The organism is Pseudomonas sp. KB_12, from assembly GCF_052114545.1.
GTDB classification, from domain to species: Bacteria; Pseudomonadota; Gammaproteobacteria; order Pseudomonadales; family Pseudomonadaceae; genus Aquipseudomonas; species Aquipseudomonas brassicacearum.
The window spans coordinates 365,456-390,659 of record NZ_JBFREY010000006.1 but is presented as its reverse complement, the minus strand read 5'-3'; the positions used below and the strand labels follow the sequence as shown (position 1 = coordinate 390,659).

General features: G+C 62.1%; 24 protein-coding genes. 14 read left to right on the top strand and 10 right to left on the bottom strand.

Features of this window, described 5'->3' with window-relative positions; all coding sequences use genetic code 11:
* Positions 1-47: 47 nt before the first annotated feature.
* A complete protein-coding gene (locus tag AB4Z20_RS06375) occupies positions 48-875 on the bottom strand; it encodes an NAD-dependent protein deacetylase (protein WP_253473268.1) in 828 nt (275 codons plus the stop codon).
* A 185-nt stretch (positions 876-1,060) separates the two neighbouring features.
* On the opposite strand from AB4Z20_RS06375, the gene AB4Z20_RS06370 reads away from it, so the two are divergent.
* From AB4Z20_RS06370 to AB4Z20_RS06360, 3 genes are all read left to right on the top strand, one after another.
* Complete coding sequence (locus AB4Z20_RS06370) at positions 1,061-1,333, top strand: hypothetical protein (RefSeq protein ID WP_214509051.1); 273 nt, start codon at positions 1,061-1,063, stop codon at positions 1,331-1,333.
* Between the two features lie 358 nt (positions 1,334-1,691).
* Positions 1,692-2,063, top strand: a complete 372-nt coding sequence (locus tag AB4Z20_RS06365; protein ID WP_253473271.1) for a general stress protein — start codon at positions 1,692-1,694, stop codon at positions 2,061-2,063.
* Positions 2,064-2,374: 311 nt separating this feature from the next.
* Complete coding sequence (locus AB4Z20_RS06360) at positions 2,375-3,304, top strand: ZIP family metal transporter (RefSeq protein WP_253473274.1); 930 nt, start codon at positions 2,375-2,377, stop codon at positions 3,302-3,304.
* Between the two features lie 25 nt (positions 3,305-3,329).
* Here AB4Z20_RS06360 and AB4Z20_RS06355 read toward each other — a convergent pair whose 3' ends face one another.
* From AB4Z20_RS06355 to AB4Z20_RS06345, 3 genes are all read right to left on the bottom strand, one after another.
* Entirely contained in the window at positions 3,330-3,737 is a 408-nt protein-coding gene (locus AB4Z20_RS06355; RefSeq protein ID WP_253473277.1) for a YkvA family protein, read from the bottom strand.
* Positions 3,738-3,818: 81 nt separating this feature from the next.
* Positions 3,819-5,063: an NAD(P)/FAD-dependent oxidoreductase gene (locus tag AB4Z20_RS06350; protein ID WP_253473280.1), complete on the bottom strand. Its 1,245-nt coding sequence runs from the start codon at positions 5,061-5,063 to the stop codon at positions 3,819-3,821.
* A gap of 5 nt (positions 5,064-5,068) precedes the next feature.
* On the bottom strand, positions 5,069-6,487 hold the full coding sequence (locus AB4Z20_RS06345; protein ID WP_253473283.1) for an aminotransferase-like domain-containing protein: 1,419 nt from the start codon (positions 6,485-6,487) through the stop codon (positions 5,069-5,071).
* 296 nt (positions 6,488-6,783) lie between these two features.
* Between AB4Z20_RS06345 and AB4Z20_RS06340 the strand changes: the two genes are divergently transcribed.
* From AB4Z20_RS06340 to AB4Z20_RS06320, 5 genes are all read left to right on the top strand, one after another.
* A complete protein-coding gene (locus AB4Z20_RS06340; protein ID WP_253473286.1) occupies positions 6,784-7,749 on the top strand; it encodes an ABC transporter substrate-binding protein in 966 nt (321 codons plus the stop codon).
* Positions 7,750-7,800: 51 nt separating this feature from the next.
* Positions 7,801-8,577 carry an amino acid ABC transporter ATP-binding protein gene (locus tag AB4Z20_RS06335; protein WP_249410642.1) on the top strand — a complete coding sequence of 259 codons (777 nt, stop codon included), beginning with the start codon at positions 7,801-7,803 and terminating at the stop codon, positions 8,575-8,577.
* 3 nt (positions 8,578-8,580) lie between these two features.
* Positions 8,581-9,261 (top strand): amino acid ABC transporter permease, encoded by a 681-nt coding sequence (locus tag AB4Z20_RS06330; RefSeq protein WP_253473289.1) that lies wholly within the window; start codon positions 8,581-8,583, stop codon positions 9,259-9,261.
* Position 9,262: 1 nt separating this feature from the next.
* Positions 9,263-9,910, top strand: a complete 648-nt coding sequence (locus tag AB4Z20_RS06325; protein ID WP_214509058.1) for an amino acid ABC transporter permease — start codon at positions 9,263-9,265, stop codon at positions 9,908-9,910.
* A 224-nt stretch (positions 9,911-10,134) separates the two neighbouring features.
* Positions 10,135-11,154 carry a hypothetical protein gene (locus tag AB4Z20_RS06320; RefSeq protein WP_442089543.1) on the top strand — a complete coding sequence of 340 codons (1,020 nt, stop codon included), beginning with the start codon at positions 10,135-10,137 and terminating at the stop codon, positions 11,152-11,154.
* A 9-nt stretch (positions 11,155-11,163) separates the two neighbouring features.
* Here AB4Z20_RS06320 and AB4Z20_RS06315 read toward each other — a convergent pair whose 3' ends face one another.
* Positions 11,164-11,358: a hypothetical protein gene (locus AB4Z20_RS06315; protein ID WP_003200134.1), complete on the bottom strand. Its 195-nt coding sequence runs from the start codon at positions 11,356-11,358 to the stop codon at positions 11,164-11,166.
* Positions 11,359-11,725: 367 nt separating this feature from the next.
* On the opposite strand from AB4Z20_RS06315, the gene glsB reads away from it, so the two are divergent.
* A complete protein-coding gene (glsB, locus tag AB4Z20_RS06310) occupies positions 11,726-12,634 on the top strand; it encodes a glutaminase B (protein WP_442089542.1) in 909 nt (302 codons plus the stop codon).
* Positions 12,635-12,697: 63 nt separating this feature from the next.
* Here glsB and AB4Z20_RS06305 read toward each other — a convergent pair whose 3' ends face one another.
* Together AB4Z20_RS06305 and AB4Z20_RS06300 are read right to left on the bottom strand one after the other, a co-directional pair.
* Positions 12,698-13,027: a hypothetical protein gene (locus AB4Z20_RS06305; RefSeq protein ID WP_253473299.1), complete on the bottom strand. Its 330-nt coding sequence runs from the start codon at positions 13,025-13,027 to the stop codon at positions 12,698-12,700.
* A 634-nt stretch (positions 13,028-13,661) separates the two neighbouring features.
* Positions 13,662-15,608, bottom strand: a complete 1,947-nt coding sequence (locus AB4Z20_RS06300; RefSeq protein WP_442089541.1) for a DNA topoisomerase III — start codon at positions 15,606-15,608, stop codon at positions 13,662-13,664.
* Between the two features lie 243 nt (positions 15,609-15,851).
* On the opposite strand from AB4Z20_RS06300, the gene AB4Z20_RS06295 reads away from it, so the two are divergent.
* Positions 15,852-16,292 (top strand): response regulator, encoded by a 441-nt coding sequence (locus tag AB4Z20_RS06295; protein WP_442089540.1) that lies wholly within the window; start codon positions 15,852-15,854, stop codon positions 16,290-16,292.
* Here AB4Z20_RS06295 and AB4Z20_RS06290 read toward each other — a convergent pair.
* Both AB4Z20_RS06290 and AB4Z20_RS06285 read right to left on the bottom strand, forming a co-directional pair.
* Complete coding sequence (locus AB4Z20_RS06290) at positions 16,228-17,850, bottom strand: MFS transporter (protein WP_442089539.1); 1,623 nt, start codon at positions 17,848-17,850, stop codon at positions 16,228-16,230. The genes AB4Z20_RS06295 and AB4Z20_RS06290 overlap by 65 nt on opposite strands.
* Positions 17,851-18,056: 206 nt before the next feature.
* Complete coding sequence (locus tag AB4Z20_RS06285; RefSeq protein WP_442089538.1) at positions 18,057-19,700, bottom strand: GMC family oxidoreductase; 1,644 nt, start codon at positions 19,698-19,700, stop codon at positions 18,057-18,059.
* Positions 19,701-19,830: 130 nt separating this feature from the next.
* Between AB4Z20_RS06285 and AB4Z20_RS06280 the strand changes: the two genes are divergently transcribed.
* The 3 genes from AB4Z20_RS06280 to AB4Z20_RS06270 all read left to right on the top strand — a co-directional run bounded on the left by AB4Z20_RS06280 (position 19,831) and on the right by AB4Z20_RS06270 (position 22,773).
* The gene (locus AB4Z20_RS06280) at positions 19,831-20,715 is read left to right on the top strand and encodes a LysR family transcriptional regulator (protein ID WP_053123328.1); all 885 of its coding nucleotides are present in this window, start codon (positions 19,831-19,833) and stop codon (positions 20,713-20,715) included.
* 272 nt (positions 20,716-20,987) lie between these two features.
* Positions 20,988-21,359 carry a c-type cytochrome gene (locus AB4Z20_RS06275; protein ID WP_253473336.1) on the top strand — a complete coding sequence of 124 codons (372 nt, stop codon included), beginning with the start codon at positions 20,988-20,990 and terminating at the stop codon, positions 21,357-21,359.
* A gap of 115 nt (positions 21,360-21,474) precedes the next feature.
* The gene (locus tag AB4Z20_RS06270; RefSeq protein ID WP_442089580.1) at positions 21,475-22,773 is read left to right on the top strand and encodes a D-arabinono-1,4-lactone oxidase; all 1,299 of its coding nucleotides are present in this window, start codon (positions 21,475-21,477) and stop codon (positions 22,771-22,773) included.
* 209 nt (positions 22,774-22,982) lie between these two features.
* Here the strand turns inward: AB4Z20_RS06270 and AB4Z20_RS06265 are convergent, their stop codons facing one another.
* A complete protein-coding gene (locus AB4Z20_RS06265; protein ID WP_253473339.1) occupies positions 22,983-23,927 on the bottom strand; it encodes a SphA family protein in 945 nt (314 codons plus the stop codon).
* Positions 23,928-24,133: 206 nt separating this feature from the next.
* On the opposite strand from AB4Z20_RS06265, the gene AB4Z20_RS06260 reads away from it, so the two are divergent.
* On the top strand, positions 24,134-25,177 hold the full coding sequence (locus AB4Z20_RS06260; protein WP_320390208.1) for an AraC family transcriptional regulator: 1,044 nt from the start codon (positions 24,134-24,136) through the stop codon (positions 25,175-25,177).
* Positions 25,178-25,204 lie beyond the last annotated feature (27 nt).

Sequence of the window (25,204 nt, the reverse complement as noted above, 5' to 3'; positions counted from 1 at the left end):
CACCGCCATCGCGAGCAAGCTCGCTCCCACAGGGAGATGGCGTGGTGTCAGATCAATAGTGGCAACAGTTGCTCACACGGCTCTTCAAGCTTGAGGTCCAGCAGCTCATCGGCCCGGGTCTTGCCCCGGTTGATCGCCAGCAGCGGCTTGCCCTGGTCCTTGATGGCCCGGCACAGGCGAAACGCCGAATACGCCATCAGCGACGAGCCCACCACCAGCAGGCCGTCCGCTTGCTCGACGGCTTGCACGGCGCGGGTCGCGGTGAGGGGGGCGACGTTCTCGCCGAAAAACACCACGTCGGGTTTCAACCGCTCGCCGCCGCAATGAGGGCACCGGGGCACCTGGAAGCGCGCCTCGAAAGCCGGGTCGAGCAGGGTGTCGCCATCGGGCGCCTGCACCGCATCGACACCGGCCAGGTAAGGATTTTCGGTTTCCATCAACTGTTGAATCTGCTGTCGTTGGCTGCGCTGGCCGCAATCCAGGCACAGTACGCGATGCAGGCTGCCGTGCAGTTCGATGACGTCCTGGCTGCCGGCCTGGTCATGCAGCGTGTCGACATTCTGGGTAATCAGGCCGCTGATGCGTTGCCGTGCCTGCAACTCGGCCAAGGCCTCGTGAGCCGCGTTCGGCCTGGCCTGCCGCACGCGGGGCCAGCCCAGCATCGCCCGCGCCCAGTAGCGCCGTCGTGCCTCGGCCTGGGCGAGGAACTCCTGGTACATCATCGGCTGTCGACCCCGGCGCACACCGTCGCTGTCGCGGTAGTCGGGGATGCCCGAAGGGGTGCTGATGCCAGCGCCAGTGAGTACCAGGAAGCGGCGTCCGGCCAGGTACGCCTGCAACTGATCGAGCGGTTCGCGATGCAAATCGTCCGGCATGGGGGGTTCTCCGTGGGCCTGGATTCGTTGAGGGTAGCACTGTCGAGCACAAGGTCTACGTCACGCCTTTCGTCGCTCAGCGGCGCTGTTCTGCAAACTTTCCTTGCAGGAGGGGCCTCCACACTTATGTGTGAAAGAGCAATCGGGTTGTTTCGGTCGCTCTGAACCTGTCGCAGAGGAGGCTTATGAAGCAGACCATCGGTGAAGTACGGGCCATCAACAGACAGCGCGGATTGGTGGGTGTGTACGTGGGGCAGGAGCACGGCCATACCGTGCTCGCGCTGCGTTCGGCCAATGACATCGATATTGGCGACATCCTGGAATGGGACAGCGGCACGGCCTTGGGCACTCAGTCCTATCACAACCAGACCAAGGGCTGGACCGCCGATGTGTATGTGGCAAACCACGGTGTGGCGACGGCCAATCTTGAGGTCCAGTTGATGGTGGGCTCTTCCTGACGGAGCCTTCGAGACCGCTGCAACGGGTTGCTGGCGCGACCTGGCCCCCTGTGGGAGCGAGCTTGCTCGCGATAGCGTCGGATCAGCCTGTATTGATATTGACGGACACACCGCCATCGCGAGCAAGCTCGCTTCCACAGGATGTTGCTGGATGAAGTTTCGGTGTTCAGGGCGGCTAATCAATCACCGCCTGTTTAATAGCCTGTTGCAATAGAGGCCGAGGCAGCAGGGAAATAAATAACGACAGTGACCACTCGTCGCCGTTTGCAGATTTCTCTTAAAACCTTGGCGGCGCCATGTTTTCCGAATAAGACGAGTCAGCAAGGCTCGTTGACATCAACTAAACGAGGTGAATGAAATGGCTAACACAGGAAATAACAATCCTGGCAATTTCGCTAACGATCGTGAAAAGGCATCGGCAGCCGGGAAAAAGGGCGGCCATGCATCAGGTGGCAACTTCGCCAATAATCCTGAGCGTGCATCCGAGGCCGGGCGCAAGGGCGGGCAGGCATCGGGTGGTAATTTTGCCAACGACCCTGGGCGTGCCGCAGAAGCCGGCCGCAAAGGCGGGCAAGCCTCGGGTGGTAATTTTGCCAACGACCCTGAACGGGCGTCGGAAGCCGGCCGCAAAGGTGGCCAGGCCTCGGGCGGCAACTTTGCCAACGATCGGGAAAAAGCCTCCAAAGCGGGTAGAAAAGGCGGCGAAAACAGCCGTGTCGGCGATTCATAATGCCCGCTGACATGGCCAGCCCCGTGCCCATGGCATGGGGCCCATTGGTCTATATAGCGGATTTTGCCGAGTTTAAACTACAGCCGGGTTTTACAGCTTTTTCGCTTTATTCGTTAAAAAATACTAGCTAATTGGTGAGTTAATCACCGTTCGTCTCGTTTATTGAATAAAAGATAAATCATCCTTTTACTTCCTCCGACTATAAAAAGCGGTGAGGGCGGCGCTTCCTCGCCTGAATATTGCGTTTGATCGTCACCACCGTTTTGGAGCACGATCAGCCATGTTTTGGTCAACACCCGTAAGGACCTTCGATGGACCAGTCCACCTCCCGGAGTCGATCTTCCTGGCGCACCTGGCTCAACCCCGTGCAAGACAACTTGTTGCTGGGGGTGACGTTCTGGCTCGGGTTGGCGTTGGTGGCCGCGTTGTTGCTCTACAGTGGCTACAACGCCCTGGTTGGCGCCAATCGTCAAAACCTGGGCTATGCGGTGTTGGGCGGTACCTCGGGCTTTGCCGCCACCGCCCTGGGGGCGGTGATGGCGGTGGTGCTGCGCGATATCGCCTCGCGTACCCAGGACATCATGCTGGGTTTTGCCGCCGGCATGATGCTCGCCGCCAGTTCATTCTCATTGATCCTGCCTGGGATCGAAGCGGCACAGGTCATCTGTGGCAATCAGTTGCTCGCCGCGTTTGTCGTCGTGCTTGGCTTGGGTCTGGGCGTGGCCCTGATGATCGGCCTGGACCGCTTCGTGCCGCACGAGCACGAACTCAGTGGCCGGCGTGGGCTCGAGGCCGAGCGCATCAATCGCGTCTGGCTGTTCGTGCTTGCCATCACCTTGCACAACTTGCCGGAGGGCATGGCCATCGGCGTCAGTTTTGCCGACGGCGACTTCAAGGTCGGCCTGCCCCTGACCACTGCCATCGCCATCCAGGACATCCCCGAAGGCCTGGCCATTGCCATGGCGCTGCGCGTCACCGGCATCAGCACCTTGCGTGCCGCGCTCATCGCGGTCGGCTCGGGGTTGATGGAGCCACTGGGGGCGGTGATCGGCCTGGGCATGTCATCGGGCGTCGCCGTCGCGTACCCCATCAGCCTGGGGTTGGCGGCGGGGGCGATGATCTTCGTGGTCTCCCACGAAGTGATTCCCGAAACCCACCGCAACGGCCATGAAACACCGGCTACTCTGGGGCTGATGATGGGGTTTGCGGTGATGATGTTTCTCGACACGGCGCTGGGCTGAGCCCCCCGACACCGAATGCATGGTTTCAGCCGGTTTTGACGGGACCGCCGTAGAACATGAACCAGGCTCCTGCCAGTGCCGCTATCCAGGCCAGCACAATCAGCGCCGCCGCTAGCTTGTTCACCGGGCGCTGGCCATCGTTTTCCTGCCATTGCCGGGCCTTGGCTGCACATTCTGCGAGCACTGCGAGCGGCATCAGGCGAAGCGCCAACCAAATCCCCAGGGGCAACAAGATCACATCATCCAGATAACCCAATACCGGGATGAAATCCGGGATCAGGTCTATGGGGCTCAGGGCATACGCCACCACGATAATGGCGATCCATTTGGGCAGCCAGGGCGTCTGCGGATGGCGATAGCAGAACCACAGCGTCATGGTCTGGCGTTTCAGTGTCCTGGCCCATTGGCGAAGACGTTCAAGGAGCTTGGTCATCAAAGCCCTGCAAGGTCTGGGGTAGAGAAGGGTAACCGCAAACTGCGACGACAATGTACCCAACATGTGGCGAGGAGCTCTTTAGAAACGCTGCACGGAAAACCGTTCGAGCCATTGCGGTGCGGTGCCGGCGATGCACTCGGTGACCAGTTGTCCGGTCGCCCCGGCGAGGGTCAGGCCCAGGTGTTGATGACCGAAGGCGTAGATCAAGCGTGGCTCGTTCGGTGAGGGGCCGATCACGGGCAATGAGTCGGGCAGCGACGGGCGAAACCCCAGCCAGCGACGGGCAACCGGCTCGCGCAGGCCAAGCACGCGGCGCACGTGGTGTTCCAGATAATCGAAGCGTCGAGGATTGGCCGGGTCGTGAATCGAGCCCAGTTCTACCGTGCCTGCCACCCGCAGGCGCCCGGCCATGGGCGTCATGTAGAAGGCGCTTTCCACCGGACAGCAGGGCCGGTTGAGGAGCGTGTCCGGCAGGTCGAACTCGATGTGATAACCCCGTTCGGTGTCCAGGGGGATGCGATCGCCCATCTGCGCCGCCAGCACACCGGACCACGCCCCGCCGCACAGCACCACCCGGTCGGCCAAGTACTGCTGGCCGTCGGCGCTGTGCAAATGAAGCCCGTTGGCGGCGCGTTTTATCGCGATGACCGTCGCCTTGCGCAGCACCCCTTCGGCTACCAACGGTGCGGCCAGGGCTTCGATGAACAGCTTCGGGTCGTCCATGTGGGAGGACTCGGGAAAAAGCAGTCCGGCCACCGAGCGACCCGCCAGTGCCGGTTCCAGCTGTTCGATTTCGATGGCGCTCAACACCTGTTGGGCAATGCCCAGTGAGCGCCGCAATTCGATGGCGGCTTGTGCGGCGGCGAAGCCTTGCTGGGTGCCATAGGCATACAGGCAACCGTTGTGCCGCAAGCGCTGGTTGGCCAGGGGCGTGTCGGCCAGCAACGGTTCGTACCCGCTGTAGGTGCGTTGCAGGATCGTCGCCAGCGCCTGGGTATTGGCGGCGCAGCGCGAGGTCCGGCATTCATTGAGAAAACGCAACAGCCACGGCATCAGTCGCGGCAACCGGGCCCAGTTGATCACGAAAGGCGAATCGGCCGAGAACAGCAACGATGGGATGGCCCGCAGCAACGAGGGTTGAGCAATCGGCATCACCCCGTACGGTGCCAGCGTCCCGGCGTTGCCATACGAGGCGCCGGCGGCAATGCCATCGCGCTCGAGCACCAAGACCCGATACCCTTGGCGCCGCAACCAGCGCGCCGTGGCCACACCAACCACACCGGCGCCGATAACGGCGATCTCGCAATGAACGGGCTGTGTCATCGGCTTCAGATCCGGTTGTGCATGTGAAGGTGCCCCTGGCGAGCCAACTGGCTGATCACGGTCAGGGCCTTGACCAGTTGCTCCCGGGACAACGCGGCTGAAATGTTGATGCGCACTGCTTGCGGTGACAGTTCCGGGCTGAGGGTAAACGCGCCGCCGGGTAGCAGCACCACGCCCTGTTCCTGGCAGAGGCGGGCGAAGCGCGAGCTGTTCCAGGGTTCGGGCAGCAGCAGCCAGGCATGGGTGCCGGTGGCGCTGTGCTGAAACTCCAGCCCTTGCAGATGTGTCGCCAGTAGCGTCTGGCGGATCCGCAGCTCTTCGCGTTGTTCCGAGACCAATTGTTCGGCCAGGCCTTCCTCGATCAACCGTGTGGCGATCAGCGCCGTCAGCGGTGAATTGCTCCAGCAGTCGATGCGTTGCATGGCGATGATGCCCTGCAGCAACGCGGGCGGCGCCATGACAAAGCCCATGCGCAAACCGGGGGCGATGCATTTGGACAGGGCGCTGACGTAAATCGTCTGCTCCGGCAGCAGGGCTGCGAAGGGCGCGGGCGATTGTTCCAGCAGCGGTCGGTAGACGTCATCCTCGATCACCAGCACATCGGTCTGGCGAATGACCGCCGCCAGGGCTTCGCGGCGATCGGCGTCGAGGGTGATGGCGGTCGGGTTGTGAATCGATGGCACCAGGAACAGCAAGCGCGGTTGATGCTCGGCGCAGGCCTGGCGCAAGGCTTCGGGGCACATGCCGCGCTCATCGGCGTCGACACCCAGCAGGTTCAGGCCGAGGGTACGGCACAACCCGTTGATGCCCTGGTACGTAATGCTGTCGGCCAGCACCGTGTCGCCACTGCTGGTGAGGCTGCGCAAGGTATGGGCGATGCCGTGTTGGGCGCCTTCGGCGATCAGGATGTGATCGGCCTGGGCTTCGACGCCGGTGTGTCGCAACCATTGCGCAATGGCCTGGCGGGCCCAGAGCGGACCTTCGCAGGGGTGGTAATCCTTCATGTCGGCAAAACGCGGGTCATCGGCCAGCCGCGGCAGCAACTGGGCAAGCACCCGGTTGTAGCCGTCCGTGGCGGGGCGGTTGACGCTCAGGTCGGCGGTGCCTGGGTCGTTGCTGGGGGCCGACTGGAACTGCGCAGCCGGATGACGCCCCTGAGCCACTTGCGTACCACGGCCCGGCCGGCTTTCCACCAACCCTTTTTGCTGCAGCACCGCCATGGCCCGGGTGACGGTGGTGATGTTCACCCCCAGGGCACTGGCGAACTCACGATGAGGCGGCAGGCGATCGCCCGGCTTGAGCTGGCCATGAAGGATTGCGTGGGTCAGCGCGTCGGCCAGCTGCGCGTACAGCGTCTCGGCTTTCTCGCGATGCAGGCCGGCATGGTTCTTCAGTTCTTTCAGCAGTTTCTCAAATTGACTCATGAGTCCTTGTTCCTGGGTTGTCATGCTTCTTCGTGCGCCTTAAAGCAGACTTGTCATGCTTTTTATCCGATACAAAGGCCATTGACAAGGCAAAATAGCGTGATTAGTGTGTGAATTGTAATGCTTGTCATGCAGGTGCGCATGACAATGCGTTGAAAATTCGTTTCTCGCACCGGCTTCATTGAAGTCGAGCCCCGGAGGGGCGTGGTGGCCGCTTAGGGATCAGGCGGCAAGGTTGTTGTTTGGTTGTATGGCTTGTCCCGGTCAAAACCCTCAATTGCCAATAGGTGAAACCCATGTCCGACTCCAAATTCGATACCCCCGGCCTTTCCCGCCGTTCGGTGCTCAAGGCCGCCGGCTACGGTTCACTGGCCGCCGTCGCCGGCTCGGCCCTGGGGCCGATGCCATTCGCCTTCGCGGCCGGGCAACCGATCAAGACCATTCGCCCCGGTTACCTGACCGCCGCGTGCCTGGGGGACATGCCACTGGGGGCCCTGCGCGACGGCGTGCCGGTCGGCACTGACCTGGAATTGCTGAAGCTGATCGCCGACCGCCTCGAACTCAAACTCGATGTCTTGACCATGGGCTTTCCGGCGGTGATCGAAGCCGTGCGTTCGGGGCGCGCCGACTGGTTTGGCGGCAACTTCGCCTGGAACCCGATGCGTTCCAAGATCCTGTTGCTCACCGACGCGGTGTTCTACACCGGGGCATACGTGATCATGCGCGACAGCGAGCCGTTCCAGACCAGCATCAGCGTCAATGACATGAAAGGGCGTACGGTGGGCAGCAACACCGGCTATTTCACCATCCCCGACATGAAGAAAATCGACGGTGTAAAAGAGGTGAAACTCTATGACAACACCGACGCCTGCCTACGGGACGTGCGCGCCGGACGGCTGGACTTCGCCGTGCTCGACGCCCCCACCATCGACTACATGATCCTCCAGGACCCCAGCCTCAAGCTCAAGCAAGTGCCCATGGCCTACGACGAGAAATTCCCCAGCCTGACCGCCAAGTTCGAGGCGATCTGGGGCATTCATCCGCAGAACCAGGACCTGTTCGACGGCGTGAACCAAGGGCTACGCTGGTTACGGAGCACCGGACAGATCGGCCCCATCCTGGCCCGCTACGGCATCAAGAACCCCGACTACCTGGTGCCGCTGCCCAAGGACCAGCGCGTCGGCGTGGACCGGGACGAGCAGGGCAACCTCATCGGCCCGTTCAAGCACGCGCCCCGGGATTTCAGCCAGGCGTTTGCCTGACACACCCTCGCGCCTGCGCTCACGATTGTCATCCACTTGCGGACATTGCTCATGGCTGAATCTCATCCACTGGTGCGGGTCGAGGGGCTTCACAAGTCCTTTGGCCGGCTGGACGTCTTGAAAGGCATCGACCTGCAGGTGCAGCAGGGTCAGAAAATATCCCTGATCGGGCCCAGCGGTTCGGGCAAGACCACCTTGTTGCGTTGCATCAACTACCTGGAAGAGCCGACCCGGGGCAGCATCTACATCGACAACGCGCTGATCGGCCAGCGCAAGGTGGGCGAGCGCACGGTGCCCATGGGCGACAAGGAGTTGGCCCGGATGCGCGCCAACATCGGCATGGTGTTCCAGCGCTTCAACCTGTTCCCGCACCTCAGTGTGCTGGACAACATCACCCTCGGCCCGCTGAAGGTCCAGCAGCGCAATCGCCCGGAAGCGGTGGAACTGGCCGAAGACTTGTTGAACAAGGTCGGCATGTTCGCCAAGCGCGACGCCTACCCGGACCAACTGTCCGGCGGCCAGCAACAACGCATTGCCATCGCCCGTGCCTTGGCGATGCGTCCCAAGTTGATGCTGTTCGACGAGGCCACCTCGGCGCTCGACCCGGAGTTGGTGGGCGAAGTGCTGACGGTGATGCGCAAGCTGGCCGAGGAGGGCATGACCATGATCATCGTGACCCATGAGATGCGTTTCGCCGAAAGCGTGTCCGACCAGGTGATTTTCATGGCCGATGGCAACATCGTCGAACAGGGACCGCCCCGGCAGATCTTCCGGGAAAGCCAGGTGGAGCGTACACGCGCTTTCATCAGCGCCGTTCAGGAGCATTGATCGATGTTCGATTCAAGCGAGCTGACCAAGTCCCTCGACCTGCTGCCCTATTTTCTTGAGGTCCTGGGCATCGGCGCACTGACCACCCTGGGCCTGACGGCGGCGTCTTTCATCGTGGCGGCGTTGCTGGGGTTTGGCCTGGCGCTGATGCGCCTGTCGCGTCACCGGGTCTTGCGATGGGTGGCCAGTGTTTACCTGGAGGTGTTTCGCAACGTCCCGATCCTGACCCAGCTGTTCATTCTTTATTTCGGCCTGACCTACATTGGCATCACGTTACCGGCCATCGGCGCGGCGATCATCGGTTTTGGCCTCAATGGCGCGGCGATGCTGTCGGAGGTGTTCCGTTCCAGCATCCTGAACGTCGATCGTGGGCAGAGCGAGGCCGCGTTCTCCATCGGCATGACGCGGGCCATGGCGATGCGCATGATCGTCTTGCCCCAGGCCTTCAAGGTGTCTATTCCAGGCATGGCGAACTTTGCCATCGGTTTGCTCAAGGATACGTCGCTGGCCTCGGCGGCGGCAGTGCCGGAGCTGACATTCAAGGCCAAGATGCTGGTGAGCGAGACCTACCAGACCAACCTGATCTATTTCCTGCTGGCCATCATTTACCTGGCGCTGAGCCTGGTATTGGCCCATTGGGCGGCGCGCACCGAGCGTCGTCTCACCGTGATCAAGGAGCACTGACATGGGCTATGGCGAGTTGTGGGAAGCCACCCACGTCGAACTGCTGCAAGCCGCCTGGGCCACGTTGCAGTTGGCGTTTGGTGCACTGGTGATTGGTTTGGCGGTCGGGTTGTTGGTGGCGCTGGCGCGCTTGTCCGGCTCGCCGGCGTTGCGTCGGTGTGCGTTGTTCTACATCGAGATTTTTCGCGGCACGCCGGCGCTGGTGCAGCTGTTCATCGTCTACTTCAGCTTGACGGCGGTGGGCGTGCAGTTCAGTTCGTTCCAAGCGGCGATGATCGGGCTGGGGCTCAATGCGGCGGCCTACTTGTCGGAAATCTATCGTTCGGGCCTGGAGGCCGTGCCCAAGGGCCAGGTAGAGGCGGCGAAAGCCATCGGCATGCCGCGCCTCCAACTGTTGCGTTGGGTGGTACTGCCCCAGGCGATCCGCATCGTGCTGGCGCCCATCGGCAATGTGGCGATTTCCCTGCTCAAGGACACCTCGGTGGCCTCGCTGATTGCCGCACCGGACTTGATGCTGCGGGCCCAGGATTTGAGCTCCGTGTATTTCATGCCGCTGGAAACCTATGTGCTGGTCGGCGCCATGTATTTCGCCATGTGCTATCCGTTGTCGATGGCGGTGCGCAGATTGGAGCGGCGGCATAAATCCTGAGCAGCAATCAAACACTTTCGTAGATTCTTAGATGAAACCTGTGGGAGCAAAGCTTGCTCGCGATGGCGGTGTATCAGTCGACATCAATACTGCTGACACACCTATCGCGAGCAAGCTTTGCTCCCACAGGTTTTGCTTCAACAGGTTTTGTTTTCACAGGTTTTACGGTGCCTCGCGACCTATACTCAACTCCGTGAGTGACGTGAATCCGGGGTGGCGCGATCGTGCTGCGTTCGCTGATGTTGGCCGTTTTGCTCGTTCTGGCGGGGTGCGCCACGCCGCAGCGCGGTCAACAGGCTGCCACGGTGTCGATCGACCAGGCCACTTGGCGACAGGTGGACCAGCAGATCATCGCAGCATCGAAAAGCGCTATCGAACAGGCCGGACGCTACGCCCGCGGGTCGATGGAACATTGGCGTGTGTTGGTCTATGAGCGCACCGAGGCTGAGTTCATCCCCTGGTTCAGCAGTTATTGGACCCAGGAATGGCTGGCGGTGAAGGTCAGCTGGTATGCCGCCAGTGCCAAGGCTGAGGAGGATTCCCCGGCCAGGCGCCTGGCGGTTTACTTGCAAGAACAATATCGTGAGCAGGTGTTGGAGCCGGTGGCGGTGGAAATTGATCCCGAGGCGATCAGGGCTGCCGCGACGGACTACTACATACGCCAGCTCAATCAGCAGGTCCAGGTCATCGCCCTGCGGCATCGAATCCCGAACGAACTGATGAACCGGCGTCTGCACGGCATTCCTGCCATCAGCCTGGGGCCGCCGGCGGCGCGTAACGCGTCGTTGTACGAAGTGGTGCATACCGAACCGCTGAATAAGCTGCCGGCTTATGCGGCCCTGATCGATCACGTCAATAAGGCCGCTGCCACAGGTGCCGGGCCCTCAGAGGCAGTGATCGCAACAGTGGCGCAACGCACCAGCGAAAAAATCGAGGCGCAATTTGCCACACGCGGGGCGACCGGCGCGGCGGCGGCGGTCGCCGGGAAGGCGGCCGGGGCGTTGATTTCGGTGGGGGTGGCGGGTATTCGCGCGATCATCCACGAGGGCGAGCGGCCGGAAATGGAGGCGCAGATCCGCAAAAGCCTGAGTGCTGCGTTCGATGAGGCGTGGTTCAAGTCGCTCAAGCATCCCCTCAGCGGGGTGATGGCACCGGTGTACTACCTGGACGAGGAAATAGAAGGCAACCTGGTGGAAGCGGAGCTGGCCAATCGCGCGGTGGCATTGCCGGACATCAAGCCGTGACGGGCCGGCTCATTCTGACCCGAGGGTGACACGACAACCCTTGCGCTGACGGATCTGCTCGTCCGATGGGCGCTCCTTGATGAACTCGAAGCGCGGCTCGCCTTCGCTGTAGATCACCAGCCAACCCCATTCCAGCTCGCTTTCATCCTGCCCGGGCTTGGGCGGTGAGGCCCACCAGGGTTCTTTTTGCATGATCTGGCGCATCGTCTACTCCTGTCGATTGATCCTTTGCACTATAGACCGCTCGATTCGACGACCAGCGCCCATGAAAACGCTTGCATTCATTGCGGCGAACACGGCCGTTGTGGCGAGGGAGCTTGCTCCCGCTGGGGCGCGTTGTAGGAGCTGTCGAGTGCAACGAGGCTGCGATCTTGTCCCAGACAATTGAGTCTAGAGCGAAAGATCAAGATCAAAAGATCGCAGCCTTCGGCAGCTCCTACCACAGCCCAGCGGGAGCAAGCTCCCTCGCCACGTTTTTTTAACTGGCAAATCAGTGTGCTCTGACCTCGCCCACCAGCGTCTAGCGTCTGTATCCCCGCACTCGAACGGGGAATGACTGGACCCCGCGCATATGCAAGCACTGTTGAACGAGATCCTCGATGCGGTTCGCCCCCTGATTGGTCAGGGCAAGGTGGCCGACTACATTCCGGCCCTGGGCACTGTGGCGCCCAACCAGTTGGGTATTGCCGTGTATGGCAACGACGGCGAGTTGTATTGCGCCGGCGACGCCGAAACAGCGTTTTCGGTGCAGAGTATTTCCAAGGTGTTCAGCCTGGTGCAGGCCATCGGGCATTCCGGCGAATCGATCTGGGAGCGCTTGGGCCATGAGCCGTCTGGCCAACCGTTCAATTCCCTGGTGCAACTGGAATTCGAACGTGGTCGACCGCGCAACCCGTTCATCAATGCCGGCGCGTTGGTGATCTGCGATATCAACCAGTCGCGTTTCGCCGCCCCGGCGTTGTCGATGCGCGATTTCGTACGCCGTCTGTCGGGTAACCCACAGGTGATGGTGGACGGCAAGGTCGCCGAATCGGAATACCAGCACCGCGCCCGCAACGCGGCGATGGCGTACCTGATGCAATCGTTCGGCAATTTCCATAACGATGTGGAAGCGGTACTGCGCAGTTATTTCAGCCACTGTGCCTTGCGGATGAGCTGTGTCGACCTGGCGCGGGCGTTCTGCTTCCTGGCCAACGACGGGTTCTGCAAGCACAGCGGCGAACAGATCCTCACCGCCCGGCAAACCCAGCAGGTCAACTCCATCATGGCCACCAGCGGCTTGTACGATGAGGCCGGCAATTTCGCTTATCGCGTCGGCCTGCCGGGCAAGAGCGGGGTCGGTGGCGGGATTGTCGCCGTGGTGCCGGGGCGGTTCACGGTGTGCGTCTGGTCGCCTGAGCTCAACGTCGCCGGCAACTCCCTGGCCGGCATGGCGGCGCTGGAACTGATGAGCCAGCGGATCGGCTGGTCGGTGTTCTAGAGCCTGCCTCACAAAAAAAGGCCCGCTCCTGATCCAGGAGCGGGCCTTTTTGTCGAGTGGCGATCAGCAGAGGCGGTCGATGACCCGGACCTCAGAGGTGCTCTGCATCGACTGCCAGGCCTGGGTCAGCGTTTGCAACACGCGACCGATGAAGTCTTTGTCTGCCGCGGCCTTCTTGCCAACGTAGCCCTGGCCACGGCGGTACATCTTCAGCCGGGCACCCAGCTCTTGCGTGTTCTTTTCGAACTCGTCTTCGCGGGTGTAGGGCGACAGGCAGTCCATATGCACCTGGCCAGTCTTGCTGATCCACAGGATATGGCTGTCGAGAGTGTCCTTGTGTGCGGCGAATATGCGAGCCAGTTCATCAATAGATGGTTGATTATTCAGATTCATGTGTAAGCCCCTTGACCATTTGGTTGATCTGTCTGGTGGTTCGCAAAAACTTCGCTACTCGGTAAGTACCTGCCTGCTACCGAAACCAGGCCGTCAGCGTTCTTCCGTCGAACTTCGACGGGGTCGTGCATCGGTTGTGTAGTGTTATCGAAGGGCTGCTACGCAAATGCGCTGCAACGAAGAGAAACAGCGAAGAATCTTCAGGCAGTGTCAACTTTCGAGGGTTGAACCACGCGCATCATGAGGATCTTCGCCGACGTTTCTCGTCCTTGTTACCGGACGGTCAGGCCAGGTCAGCACCTTCAATCTGCCTTGTGGGCAGTCCCTTATCCAAAAAACAGCTCGGCGGTCAGACGAGCTTGCTCAAACAATTGCCTGTACTCCCGATCGGGGAGACGTCTGCATCATGCAAGGGCAAATCGGAGGCGTCAACGGTTTTGTAGTGATTATTTTTGATCACTACATATTGTCTGACAAAACGGTTTGGGTATGAGGATTTCCAGCCAGACCCCATTCAATGTGGGAGCGAGCTTGCTCGCGATAGCGGTGAATCAGCCCCAGATAATTGACTGACACACCTCTATCGCGAGCAAGCTCGCTCCCACAGGGGATTTATGGTGGGGCTGATTTTTGTTCAGGTGGCCTTGGCCTTGCTCGCCTTGCGCGGTGCACCGCTGGTCTTGCGCTTGGCTGGCTTGCGTTTGTTTTTCCACGGCGTGGCGCCACGCCCGGCGGGGCTGGCCGGGCCGCTGATGGTCAGGCTCATGCCCTGGCAGCGGGCGACGTGTTTGCTCATCCAGGCGGCTTGCCGGGTCACGAATTCTTCCAGGCTCATTTCGCCGCTTTGCACCATGTCCAGCGCTTGCTCCCAGATGGCCGTGGTGCCCGGGTCGGCGATGGCCCGGGGCACGGCGTCGATCAGGCTGAAGGCCGCCGGGGTAGCGGACAGCGCCTTGCCGTTTTTCACCAGGTAACCACGGTCGAGCAGCCCCTGGATAATCGAGGCCCGGGTCGCTTCGGTGCCGATGCCGGTGGTGTCCTTGAGCTTCTGCTTGAGCAACGGGTCTTCTACCAGCTTGGCGACGTTCTTCATCGCCTTGATCAGGTCGCCTTCGGTGAACGGTTTGGGCGGTTGGGTCCACAGGTCCTTGGGTTTCACCTCGTCTACGGCGCAATCGCGGCCTTCGGCCAGCGCCGGCAAGGTCTGCGGCGCCGGTGCTTCACGGCCCCTGGCCGGTGCTAGCGCTTCGGGCAGGGCGCGTTTCCAGCCGGGTTCGACGATCTGCTTGCCCACGGCACGCAGCGCCTGGCCGGCACAGTCGAAGTCGGCCTGGGTCCGGTCGTATTCGTGGTTGGGCAGGAACTGCGCCAGGTAGCGTGCGCGAATCAGCGTATAGACCGCGCGCTGCTTGCCGGCGAGTTTGTCGAGGTTCCTGGCGGCGGCGGTGGGAATGATGCCGTGGTGGGCGCTGACCTTGGCGTCGTTCCAGGCCCGGGACTTGCGTTGCGGCTGCAGGTGCTCGCGCAGCGGTGCAAGGCTTGGGTCGGCCTGGGCGAGGGCGGCCAGGATGGCTGGTGCTTCACTGTGCTGGCTCAAGGGCAGGAAACCGCAATCGCTGCGAGGGTAGGTGATGAGCTTGTAGGTCTCGTAGAGCGACTGGGCGATGTCCAGGGTTTCCTGGGCGCCGAGGCCGAGTTTCTTCGAGCAGACTTCCTGCAGCGTGCCCAGGTCGAAGGGCAACGGTGCCGCTTCGCGCAGACGTTCGGTACGTACCTTCAGTGTCCGGGCGGTGGCGGCGTTGGCCATGGCTTGGGCGGCGTCCCGGGCCAGGGCCTGGTTCAGGCAGCGCTCCTGGTCGTCGCAGGCGTCCGGGTCGGCGCGCCACTGGGCGGTGAACGCCGTGCCTTCGTGGCTGAGCTGCACGTCGATGGCCCAGTAGGCGACGGGCACGAAGTCGGCGATGCTGCGGTCGCGGTCCACCACCAGCCGCAGCGTGGGTGTCTGTACGCGGCCCACCGGCAACACGCCCTGGTAGCCAGACTGGCGCCCCAGCAGGGTGAACAGGCGACTCATGTTCATGCCGATCAGCCAGTCGGCCCGGGAACGGCCCAGCGCCGAGTGATACAGGTTGAAGGTTTCGGCCCCAGGCTTGAGGGCGGCCAGGGCCTTGCGGATCGATGCTTCGTCCAGGGCCGACAACCATAGCCGCCGGATCGGCCCTCGATAACGGCAATGTTCCACCAGCTCCCGGGCGATCATTTCGCCTTCGCGGTCGGCGTCGGTGGCGATCACCAATTCCTTCGCTTCCCCCAGCAGGCGCTTGACCGCCTTGTACTGGCTGGCGGTTTTCGGCTTGACGGTCATTTTCCATTGCGCCGGCACGATGGGCAGGTCGGCCAGTACCCAGCGCTTGTAGCGCGCGTCGTAGGCGTCGGGCGGGGCGGTTTCCAGCAGGTGGCCGATGCACCAGGTGACCGTGATGCCAGGGCCCAGCCAGCAACCGTCGCCACGGCGCGTGGCACCGAGCACGGCGGCGATGTCCTTGGCCTGGGACGGTTTTTCACACAGGTACAGCTGCATAGCGCCCTTTTCCTGAGCAGGTTTCATGGGGTTGTAGCATGGTCATGGATGCGCGCCAGGGCAAGTTTTATCTGTATGGATATACAGATAAAAAGCGTTGCGCTGCGTTGCCAGGGGGGCTCTGGCGTGACATTCGGCGGCCTGTTGGCACACAGAATGAATTTCTCGCAGGGGGATTGCTCATAACTTCAAGGCGGTTGTTGCCGCAAAGAAGGTTTTATGAGGTCAAGGAGAGTCACTTTCATGAATTCGATGCCAAATGGCAACGGCCAGGCGACTACACGTTTGATTCTCGTTGTGGAAGATGATCCGACCATCCTGGAGTTCCTCTGTGAAATCCTCGAGGAGGAAGGGTTTGTCGTGGAGCCTCGGGAAAGCGCCGACGCGGCGTTGACGTTTCTCGAAGAGAGTGCCCATTACGTCGACCTGTTGCTCACCGATATCACCATGCCCGGCAAGATCGACGGCGCGGACCTGGCCAACCTGACCGGAGACCGCTGGCCACAGATACCGCTGCTGATCATGTCCGGCTTCGAAACCTACCTGAAACCGTGTCGCCTTCATCGCGGGCAAGCCTTGCTCCCACAGAGGTATATCCTTCGGCGCTGGTGTTGTTCCCTCAGTTTTTATCCAAATCCACGTTCCGGGTTTCCCGCAGGCAGATCATGCCCACCACCAGGCTGACCCCGGTGATCACCACCGGGTACCACAGCCCATAGAAAATATCCCCGGTGTAGACCACCAGGGCGAACGACACGGTGGGCAGGAAGCCGCCGAACCAGCCGTTGCCGATGTGATAGGGCAGGGACATGGAGGTGTAGCGAATGCGGGTCGGGAACAGTTCGACCATCAACGCCGCCAGCGGTCCGTAGCACATCGCCGAGATGATGATCAGCGCCACGATCAAGGCCACGATCATCGGCCGGTTGATCTGCTGGGCGTCGGCCTGTTGTGGGTAGCCGGCCAGGGTCACCGCACCGCGCAGGGCGGCTTCGTCGTAACCTTCGAGTTTCACGTCACCGACGCTGACTTGCACGGAACTGCCAGCCGGGGCCGCAACGCTGCTGTAGGGCAGGCCTTGCTTGACCAGGAAGGTCTTGACCTTGTCGCAAGGGCTGTCGAAACGTGCCTTGCCCACCGGGTCGAACTGGAAGGTGCAGGTGGCCGGGTCGGCGACCACGGTGATCGGTGCCTGGCGGCTCGCCTGGTCGATGGCCGGGTTGGCGTAGTGGGCCAGGGTCTTGAAGATCGGGAAGTACAGCGCGGTGGCCAGCAGCAGGCCGATCATCAGCACCGGTTTGCGCCCGACCTTGTCCGACAGCCAGCCGAAAAAGATGAAGAACGGTGCGCCGATCACCACGCTGACGATCAGCAGGCTGTTGGCCAGGGCCGGGTCCATCTTCAGGAACTGGGTGAGGAAAAACAGCACGTAGAACTGCGCGGCATAGAAGGTCACCGCTTGCCCCGCGTTGATGCTGAACAGGGCGATCAGCACCACTTTCAAGTTTTCCCATTTGCCGAAGGATTCGCGGATCGGCGCCTTGCAGCACTTGCCTTCCTCTTTCATTTTCAGGAAGGCCGGCGACTCATGCAGGCTCAGGCGAATCCAGGTGGAGATGCCCAGCAGCAGGATCGACAGCAGGAACGGAATGCGCCAGCCCCAGACTTCGAACTGATCGCCGGTGAAGTAGCGACAGCCCAGCACCACCAGCAGCGACAGCAGCAGCCCGAGGGTGGCCGTGGACTGAATCCAGCTGGTATGAAAACCGCGCTTGCCCATTGGCGCATGCTCGGCAACGTAGGTTGCTGCGCCACCGTACTCACCGCCCAGGGCCAGGCCCTGGAGCATGCGCAACAGCACCAGGATGATCGGCGCGGCGATGCCGATGCTGGCGTAGTTGGGCAGCAGGCCGACGCAGAATGTCGCCAGGCCCATGAGGATGATGGTCGCCAGGAAGGTGTATTTGCGCCCGATCATGTCTCCCAAACGACCGAACACCAGTGCCCCGAACGGCCGCACGATGAAGCCGGCGGCGAACGCCATCAGGGCGAAGATGAACGCGGTGGTGTCGTTGACCCCGGCAAAGAACTGCTTGCTGATCACCGCCGCCAGGGCGCCATAGAGGAAAAAGTCGTACCACTCGAACACCGTCCCCAGGGACGAGGCGAAGATGACTTTCTGGGTTTCCTGGCTGGTGCCGACGCTGCGCGTGGCTTCCAGGGGCTGAACATGCTCGGACATAGCGGTATCCCTCACAGTGATTGTTTTTGTTGTTCCACTGCGACGCCGGGGTGGCGTCTCCTGATTTGACACACTTTCCTTGAATCGACTCAGCCCCCTTGTGGGAGCGAGCTTGCTCGCGATAGCGGTCTGTCTGTCGCCTAGGTGTTGAATGTGCCGCCGTCATCGCGAGCAAGCTCGCTCCCACAGGGGGGCTCTGCTGTTTTTCAGACCGTGGCCGGCTCCTTTTGGGGCGTGGTGATTCTTGTGTCTGCCTCAAGCATCATCTGCGCCGCCTTCTCGGCAATCATCAACGTCGGCGAGCAGGTGTTGCCCGAGGTGATGCGCGGCATGATCGAGGCGTCGGCAATGCGCAGGCCCTTGATGCCATGGACACGCAGTTGCGCATCCACCACCGCGTCGCGATCCTGGCCCATGCGGCACGTGCCGACCGGGTGGAAAATCGTCGTGCCGATGCGGGCGGCGGCCTGGTGCAACTCCTCTTCGGTTTGCAGGCTGGACCCCGGCAGGTATTCCACCGGTTTGAACGCGCTCAGGGCCGGGGCCGCGACGATGCGTCGGGTCAGGCGGATGGCGTCGGCGGCGACCCGCAAGTCTTCGGGGTGGCTCAGGTAATTGGGTTGGATCAGCGGCGCTTCGTGCGGGTCGGCCGAACGAATGTCCACCCGACCACGGCTTTGCGGGCGCAGGTCGCAGACCGATGCGGTGAACGCCGGGAAGCTGTGCAGCGGTTCGCCGAAGCGTTCCAGGGACAACGGTTGTACGTGGTATTCGAGGTTGGCCGAGGCCTGCTCCGGGCCCGAGCGGGCGAATGCGCCGAGTTGGCTGGGGGCCATGGACAGCGGGCCGCTGCGGTCGTACAGGTAGCGCAGGCCCATGCCCATTTTGCCCCACAGGGTGCCGGCGATCTGGTTCAGGGTGCGGGCGTTTTCCAACTGGTAGATCAGCCGCAGTTGCAGGTGGTCCTGCAAGTTACCGCCGACGCCGGGCAGCTCATGCGTCACGCCGATGCCCAGGCGTTGCAGCAGGCTGCGCGGGCCGATCCCGGAACGTTGCAGGATGCCCGGCGAGCCAACGGCGCCGGCGCACAGGACAATTTCCTTGCGGGCCTTGAAGGTCATGCCCTTGCCTTGCCAGCGGGCGCTGATGGCGTGGGCGCGGTCGTCACGCAGCAACACGCGGTCGACCTCGACGTCGGTCAATACCGTGAGGTTGGCGCGGTGGCGAATCGGCTTGAGAAACGCCTTGGCCGCGTTCCAGCGCACCCCGGCTTTCTGGTTGACCTGGAAGTAACCGCAGCCTTCATTGTCGCCGCTGTTGAAATCATCGACGTTGGGGATGCCGCTCTGTTCGGCGGCACTGCGAAAGGCATCGAGAATCGGCCATGACAGGCGCTGGCGTTCGACTCGCCATTCCCCACCGGCACCGTGAAATTCGGACGCGCCGGCAAAGTGGTTTTCACTCTGGCGGAACAGCGGCAGCACGTCTTCCCAGGCCCAGCCAGCATTGCCCTCGGCGGCCCAACCGTCGTAGTCCGCCGCCTGGCCGCGCATGTAGATCATGCCGTTGATGGAGGAGCAGCCACCCAGGACCTTGCCGCGGGGGTAGCTCAGGGCGCGGCCTTGCAGGCCGGGTTGTGCTTCGGTCTTGAAGCACCAGTCGGTGCGTGGGTTGCCGATGCAGAACAGGTAGCCGACCGGGATGTGAATCCACGGATAGTTGTCGCGCCCGCCGGCTTCGAGCAGCAGCACCCGGTGTTGCGGATTGGCCGACAGCCGATTGGCCAGCAGGCATCCGGCAGGGCCGGCGCCCACGATCACGTAATCGTATTCATCGACGACAGGTTGCATTCGCGACCTCATTCTTGTTTTTGTGGGATCCATCCTAGTTGTTAGTTTTCGTCAAAAGAATGTTAGTTTTTGCGCAGCGGCTGTGCGTTTATAAACAGTCATGCCTTCAGGCGCGTTCAAGGATCGCCTCATGTTCGACTGGAATGACCTGCGTTATTTCCTGGAGCTGCAGCGCAGCGGGCGTCTGCTGACGGCTGCACGGCGCCTGAACACTACCCACGCCACGGTGGCCCGGCACATCGAGGCCATCGAGAAAAGCCTGGGCACCGCGCTGTTTGTCCAGCATGCCCAGGGCTATGAACTGACCCCGGCCGGCGAGACGCTGCTCAAGCACGCCGAAGCCATGGAGAACGTGGCGTTGCTGGCCCAGGAGGACATCACCCAGTCCAGTGCGCCCCTGGGCAAGATCCGCCTGGGGGTGACCGAAGGGCTGGGCATCATGTTCCTCGCCAGTCGCATGGACGGGTTGTTCCAGCGCTATCCGGGGCTGGAGGTGGAACTGGTGGCGGTGCCGCGCTTTGTCAGTATCCTCAACCGTGAGGCGGAAATCAGCATCCACCTCGAGCGCCCGGCGGCCGACCTGCTGGTCACCCGCAAGCTCACCGACTACAGCCTGGCGCTGTACGCCAGCCAGGCCTACCTGGACCGTTCGCCAGCACTGCGCAGCCGCGAGGACCTGGCCCGCCACGCCTGGATCGGGTATGTCGATGACCTGCTGTTCAGCCAGGAACTGATGTTCCTCAACAGCTTTTGCCGCAACCCTCGGGTGGTGTTCCACAGCACCAGCGTCATCGCCCAGCAGCAGGCCGCGCGCTCCGGCCTGGGGATTGCCGTGCTGCCTTGCTACATGGCCAGCGGCGACCCGACGCTGGTGCCGTTGCTGCCGGACGAAACCATCCGCCGCAGCTACTGGATCAGCACCCGCCGCGAACTGCACAAATCCGTACGCCTGCGGGTGCTGTGGGATTACGTGGTGCAGCTGTGCGAGCGCGAGCAGGGGCTGCTGTTGCCCTGACCCCAAATCCGGTGACATCCCTGTGGCGAGGGAGCTTGCTCCCGCTGGGCTGCGCAGCAGCCCCAAAACCTCAGTTCGCAAAGTCCCTGACCCACCGCTATGAATGATCAGGGCTGCTTCGCACCCCAGCGGGAGCAAGCTCCCTCGCCACAGAGGGCGCAGCGAATGGGCTGGCCGCCCAAGCCCCCTTTTATGGCCCCCAATGACCTCAAGCCGACGCAGTGGCGTGCCTTAGTGTTGACCCACAACAAAAGCGCCGCCGAGAGGGCCCCATGCCGGCAACGACACCTTCAACCTGGCTCAACCCAGCCTTCATCCTCCTGCTCGGCACCTTGCTCGCCGGCTGCGGCGAAGAGGCCAAGCCGCCCGCGCCCACGGTGTTCACGGCCATGCCCAGCGATGCGGCGCTGGCCCAGGTCTACGACAGTAGCTGCAAGCTCTGCCACGCCAACCCTGGTGCCGGGGCGCCGTTGACCGGCGATACGAACGCCTGGGCGCCACGGGTGGCCCAGGGCGCCGACACCCTGCTGGACCACGCGATCAACGGCTACAACGGCATGCCGCCGATGGGCCTGTGCATGCACTGTTCCGAAGAACAGTTCCTGGCCCTGATCGCCTTCATGTCCGGTCATCACTTCCAATAATAAATACGGGTACTACGGCATGACGATGGACTCCTCACGGCGCCGGTTGCTGCAGCAGGCCGGCGTTGTCGCAGCCTTTACGGCCCTGGGTAGCCAGGGTGCCCTGGCCGAGCTGATGCGCGCGCCGCGGCTGATCCCCTGGCGCAACTGGTCCGGCGCGCAGAGTTGCCTGCCGGCGGCGCGCCTGGCCCCCAAGGACCTCGATGAACTGGTGAACGTGGTGAGGCGCGCCGAAGGGCGGATTCGTCCGGTGGGTTCCGGACATTCCTTCAGTGCCCTGGTGCCCACTGACGGCACCTTGTTGTCGCTGAGTTTTTTCAGCGGCCTGTTGGCTCATGATGCAGCCAGCCTGCAAGCCGAGTTCGGCGGTGGCACGCCCATGTCCCGCATGGGCCCGGCGCTCAAGGCCATCGGCCAGGCACTGCCGAACATGGCCGACGTGGATTACCAGACCCTGGCCGGTGCCATCGCCACCTCGACCCACGGCACTGGCAAGGCCTTCGGCTCGTACGCGTCCCAAGTGGTCGGCCTGCAACTGGTGACGGCCAGCGGCGCGGTCCTCGATTGCGATGCCCAGCGTCATCCAGAAGTGTTCAAGGCCGGCCGGGTGTCCCTTGGCGCACTGGGGCTGGTGACTCGCGTGCGCCTGCAGAACCGCGCCGCCTATCGCTTGCGCGAGCACCAATGGGTGGCGAAAACCGAGGAGTTGCTCGAAGACGTGGACACCCACACCCGGGACAACCAGCACTGGGAAATGCAGGTCGTCACCCATTCCGACTATGCGTTGTCGATCGCCCTGAACGAAACCACCGATCCGGCCACGCCGCCGATCAGCCCCGAGGAGGAGGGCGGCAACGAATTCGTCAGCCTGATCGAAAACCTCGACAAGTATGGCAGCGACTTTCCAGCGACCCGGCGAGCGCTGCTCAACAGCCTGCGGCTGGTGGCCGATTTCGACGACCGGGTCGGTGACTCCCATGACATCTATGCCAACGCTCGCACCGTGCGTTTCAACGAGATGGAGTACTCGGTGCCGGCTGAATACGGCCCGGCGTGCCTGCGGGAGATTCTGGCGCTGATCCGCGACAAGGACCTGCGCACCTGGTTTCCCATCGAATACCGCTACGTGAAGGCCGACGACATTGCCCTGAGCATGTTCGAAGGCCGGGACAGTTGCTCGATCTCGGTGCACCAGCATTACCAGATGGACCATCACAATTTCTTTGCCGCCATCGAGCCGATCTTCTGGAAATACCAGGGCCGTCCGCATTGGGGGAAATTGCATTCCCTGAACGCCAAGGCGCTCCAGGCGCTGTACCCGCGCTGGACGGAATTCACCGAGGTGCGCCAGGCGCTGGACCCCGGCGGCAAGTTCCTCAATGGGCATCTTTCATCGATTCTGGGTTTGAGCTGAAGGAAGACCCTGTGGGAGCGAGCTTGCTCGCGATGGCGGTGTAGGAGCTGGCGAAGCCTGCGATCTTTTGATCTTGATCTTTCGCTCTCGACTCAATTGTCAGTGGAAAGATCGCAGCCTCGTTGCACTCGACAGCTCCTACACAGCTCCTACCCAGCGCCTACACAGCTAGCCCTACACCGCCGAGCGGGAGCAAGCTGTGAAACACTCTAGAACGCAAACGGAATACAGACCTTGGCCCAGAGCATTTCGCCCTCGGTGCGGTTCTCCACTGCAAACTCCTTGGCCCAGCGGATTTCGGCGCTGGCGTACTTGAGGAAGGTCAGGTGTAGCGCCGGGCCGATGGCGAAGACCTGGCCACGTACGCCGTCGTCGACGTCCTGCCCGGCGAATTGCACGGTGCGGCCGTATTGTTTGTCGTCGGTGGTCTGTTTGAGGTAGTAGCCGTTGAGCCCCAGCCTCACGTTGTCGGTCAGGCGGTAGCTGGCGGAATAATCGAAGTGGAAAATCTGCCCCGAACGGTAGTCGGTGTCCTTGTTCTTGCGGTTGAAGCTGTAGGTGGTTTTCATCGACACCTCGGTGTCTTCCGAGGGCAACCAGGTGAAGGAAAACAGCGGCTTGTAGGTGTAGAAATTGTTGCTGGTATTGGCCAGTCGATCGGTGCTGTATTCGCCGGTCGGCACGGTGATTTCCAGCGCCGCGGCCAGGGTCAGGTTCTTGCCCATGTCCCAGAGCACGATGGGCGAAATGGTGGTGTCGCCCATGCCCTCGCGGGTGTCGTGCAAGCCGAACACCGAGACTTCCTGCTTGATCCAGGGCTGGGCGATGTAGATCCCCGCGCGCCCGCCGGCCACCCGCAACGGGCTCAAGTAATCGATACGCGGGACCACTGCCGTGGATTCGATTTCTACGTCCGGCAGTTCACCGCCCAACGAACTGATATTGAATTTCCGGGCCTTGTAGTGGTTGTAGTAGAGGTTGAACGCGACCATGTTGTCCGGAAGGCTGTCGACTTCCAGCGGCAACACGAAAAAACCGTCGGTGCCGGGGCCGATGTTGTCGACCCCCGATTCGGTCGCCAAGGCGGGCAAGGCACTGGCGCAGGCCAGGCCGAGGGTCAATTGCAAGGCGAATGTCGTGCGGATCGGGTTCATGTGGAGGCTCATTATTATTGTTGGAGATGCACCGAAAGTCCGAGCCATACAAATAAGCCGTTCGCCGCCAACAGGGCAGGGTATTGGCGGCCATACAGGGGACTTGGGCGGCCAGATTTTTGTGCCCCTCGATCCGCCGGGGCATGCTAACTTTGTGAAACAACCGGTTACAAAAACGCCACCTAACGTGCTCCGGAACCCGCCCCATGCAGATGAAAGTCATCGACCCGACCTATGAATTGGCGTTGGTATCGCCATTCCTGCTACAGACCCTGGCCGAGGTGGTGGCGGACAAGGGCTTCGATGCCGCCAGCCTGTGTCGCGGCCTGGGGTTCGGCCTCGATGATCTGCAAGACCCCGCCCAGCGCATTTCCTACCGCCAGGCCGTGGTCATGATTCAGCGGGCGCTCAAGCTGTTGCCCGACCAGGGACTGGGGTTGTGGGTGGGGGACCGCAACGTGCTTGGCACCCTTGGCCTGCTGGGCCACGTCCTATCGCTGTGCGAAACCCTGCGCGATGCCTTTGCCCTGGGGGTTCGTTACCAGCACACCACCGGCGGCATCGCGGTGACCAGCGTCGAAGAAGCCACTGACCGGATCATGGTCGAGGCGACCTGCCGGCTGCCTTTCGCCGAGATCCAGGTGTTTGCCGTGGAAGAGTTCTTCGCCAGCCTGATGGTCTATGGCCGGGCGCTGGCGGGGCCCGATTTCAAGCCCCTGGCCGTGGAGTTCATGCACGCCGCGCCGTCCTATGCCCAGGAATATCGGCGGATTTTGGGACCGGATGTGCACTTCGGTTGCCGACACAATCGCATGCTGATCGACGTGCGCTGGCTGGATATGCGTTTGCCCAATCACCACCCGTTGGCCCTGCGCCAGGCATTGGCCTTGCTGGAGCAGGAGGCCACCGAGGTGCACCAGAAAATCGATCTGATCCAGACCGTGGAACGGGCGATTGCCCGGGATCTGACTCGGGGCAGCCACATCGAGAAAATCGCCAGCGATCTCAATATGAGCAGCCGCACCCTGCGTCGGCGCCTGACCGAACACAGCCTGACCTTCGAAGCCTTGCTCGAACAAGTGCGCCGCGGCCGGACCCTGAACCTGTTGGCCAACCCTGAACTGTCCATCGAGCGCATCACCGAAGAAGTCGGCTACAGCGATGTGCGCAGTTTTCGCCGGGCGTTCCGACGCTGGACAGGCATGAGCCCGAGCGCGTTTCGCAATGAGAGCGCCGACGCCCGGCTCTAAGGATATGTCCAAACAGTATTTCTCAAG

Excerpts from the sequence above, each read along its gene's own strand:
- AB4Z20_RS06350 (WP_253473280.1), bottom strand. The coding sequence starts at position 5,063 with ATGACACAGCCCGTTCATTGCGAGATCGCCGTTATCGGCGCCGGTGTG.
- AB4Z20_RS06270 (WP_442089580.1), top strand. The coding sequence starts at position 21,475 with ATGCGCGCGCCGCGGCTGATCCCCTGGCGCAACTGGTCCGGCGCGCAG.
- AB4Z20_RS06305 (WP_253473299.1), bottom strand. The coding sequence starts at position 13,027 with ATGAATCTGAATAATCAACCATCTATTGATGAACTGGCTCGCATATTC.
- AB4Z20_RS06285 (WP_442089538.1), bottom strand. The coding sequence starts at position 19,700 with ATGCAACCTGTCGTCGATGAATACGATTACGTGATCGTGGGCGCCGGC.
- AB4Z20_RS06355 (WP_253473277.1), bottom strand. The coding sequence starts at position 3,737 with ATGACCAAGCTCCTTGAACGTCTTCGCCAATGGGCCAGGACACTGAAA.
- AB4Z20_RS06345 (WP_253473283.1), bottom strand. The coding sequence starts at position 6,487 with ATGAGTCAATTTGAGAAACTGCTGAAAGAACTGAAGAACCATGCCGGC.
- AB4Z20_RS06330 (WP_253473289.1), top strand. The coding sequence starts at position 8,581 with ATGTTCGATTCAAGCGAGCTGACCAAGTCCCTCGACCTGCTGCCCTAT.
- AB4Z20_RS06290 (WP_442089539.1), bottom strand. The coding sequence starts at position 17,850 with ATGTCCGAGCATGTTCAGCCCCTGGAAGCCACGCGCAGCGTCGGCACC.
- AB4Z20_RS06370 (WP_214509051.1), top strand. The coding sequence starts at position 1,061 with ATGAAGCAGACCATCGGTGAAGTACGGGCCATCAACAGACAGCGCGGA.
- AB4Z20_RS06335 (WP_249410642.1), top strand. The coding sequence starts at position 7,801 with ATGGCTGAATCTCATCCACTGGTGCGGGTCGAGGGGCTTCACAAGTCC.
- AB4Z20_RS06280 (WP_053123328.1), top strand. The coding sequence starts at position 19,831 with ATGTTCGACTGGAATGACCTGCGTTATTTCCTGGAGCTGCAGCGCAGC.
- AB4Z20_RS06275 (WP_253473336.1), top strand. The coding sequence starts at position 20,988 with ATGCCGGCAACGACACCTTCAACCTGGCTCAACCCAGCCTTCATCCTC.
- AB4Z20_RS06365 (WP_253473271.1), top strand. The coding sequence starts at position 1,692 with ATGGCTAACACAGGAAATAACAATCCTGGCAATTTCGCTAACGATCGT.
- AB4Z20_RS06315 (WP_003200134.1), bottom strand. The coding sequence starts at position 11,358 with ATGCGCCAGATCATGCAAAAAGAACCCTGGTGGGCCTCACCGCCCAAG.
- AB4Z20_RS06265 (WP_253473339.1), bottom strand. The coding sequence starts at position 23,927 with ATGAACCCGATCCGCACGACATTCGCCTTGCAATTGACCCTCGGCCTG.
- glsB (WP_442089542.1), top strand. The coding sequence starts at position 11,726 with ATGCAAGCACTGTTGAACGAGATCCTCGATGCGGTTCGCCCCCTGATT.
- AB4Z20_RS06340 (WP_253473286.1), top strand. The coding sequence starts at position 6,784 with ATGTCCGACTCCAAATTCGATACCCCCGGCCTTTCCCGCCGTTCGGTG.
- AB4Z20_RS06325 (WP_214509058.1), top strand. The coding sequence starts at position 9,263 with ATGGGCTATGGCGAGTTGTGGGAAGCCACCCACGTCGAACTGCTGCAA.
- AB4Z20_RS06260 (WP_320390208.1), top strand. The coding sequence starts at position 24,134 with ATGCAGATGAAAGTCATCGACCCGACCTATGAATTGGCGTTGGTATCG.
- AB4Z20_RS06360 (WP_253473274.1), top strand. The coding sequence starts at position 2,375 with ATGGACCAGTCCACCTCCCGGAGTCGATCTTCCTGGCGCACCTGGCTC.
- AB4Z20_RS06295 (WP_442089540.1), top strand. The coding sequence starts at position 15,852 with ATGAATTCGATGCCAAATGGCAACGGCCAGGCGACTACACGTTTGATT.
- AB4Z20_RS06300 (WP_442089541.1), bottom strand. The coding sequence starts at position 15,608 with ATGCAGCTGTACCTGTGTGAAAAACCGTCCCAGGCCAAGGACATCGCC.
- AB4Z20_RS06375 (WP_253473268.1), bottom strand. The coding sequence starts at position 875 with ATGCCGGACGATTTGCATCGCGAACCGCTCGATCAGTTGCAGGCGTAC.